At 56.4% G+C, this 1,007-nt stretch carries 2 pseudogenes; both read right to left on the reverse strand.

Annotation, left to right across the window (positions count from 1 at the left end):
* Positions 1–140: 140 nt before the first annotated feature.
* Positions 141–308: pseudogene (locus tag ABK249_RS33780) on the reverse strand (ISAzo13-like element transposase-related protein); the annotation flags it as partial.
* Positions 298–651: pseudogene (locus ABK249_RS33785) on the reverse strand (IS110 family transposase); the annotation flags it as partial. The pseudogenes ABK249_RS33785 and ABK249_RS33780, both read right to left, overlap by 11 nt.
* Positions 652–1,007: the final 356 nt, after the last annotated feature.

Consider the following 1,007-nt stretch of genomic DNA (forward strand, 5'->3'; position numbering starts at 1 on the left):
CCGCATGCCCAGCGCCCGGACCTCACAGAACCCTCCAGATTCCCTTTTGTGAGCAAATCAGATTCACCATTCAGGCCGGTGCAGGAGGCCGGCCAGGATGGCGAGACCCTTTTCGGATGACCTTAGGCAGCGTCGATAAATTACGGCTCTGATTTTGGTACTCGCGGGCGGATTGAGTAGTTCCATTCGCCGTGGAAGTTGTTGCGCAGGATGTTCAATGCAGCCATTTCCTGGTCGGAGACTTTGATGCCGGCGGGATAGAGGTTCTCATCAAGTTGGCAGCGGACGGTCAGGCCGGTTGTCGAAGCCTTTCACCCGCACTTCTTTGAAGTAACCAATCTCGGCAAGCTGCGCCAAGCCGTCGGCGTCATTAAGATCGGTCTTGTTGGGCGCCATATCGAGCGCTTTAGCCGCATGGCGTGCATCAATACAGATCGCTGGCAGTCCTTCCGCCTGCAGCGCGTGCCAGAACCAGATCGACAATGGACCAGTCTCAAAGACAACCCGCTGCACCTGCCGTGCGCGCTTACGGATGACCTCGGCAATCAACTTAGGATCCGAATCCACCTTGCCGCGCCAAATCCGCTGACCTTCTCGCCGAATTGAGATCGCCGTCTCTTTCATCGACACATCAAGTCCAATATATTCCATCTCGACTGTTCCTCTAGGCTGCTGGGCCCGATCCAAAACCGTGAGCCCGTTTCTTCACCCTATCGGGGAACAGTGTAAGCACGTAGACCACCCCACGTATCTTTCGTACTGCTGATCGGCGATTTTCTGCATGAGTCATGCGGAGAATTCTATGAGCGACAGTGTGAATCACCCTCGAACCTTTGAGATTTTGACCGCGGAGCCCGTGCGAAGACGACGCAAGCCGCGTAGATCGCGCGGCTGGAGGCGGTGGAGAAGAGTGCCAACGAGCGGATTGCCAACCTCACATCGATCCTGAAGGTTCTGCAGCGCACCCAACATGGCACCCGTTCCGAGCGATTGCGGCTTGGCGTCAA

Source organism: Neorhizobium phenanthreniclasticum, from assembly GCF_040066075.1.
GTDB lineage: Bacteria > Pseudomonadota > Alphaproteobacteria > Rhizobiales > Rhizobiaceae > Neorhizobium > Neorhizobium petrolearium.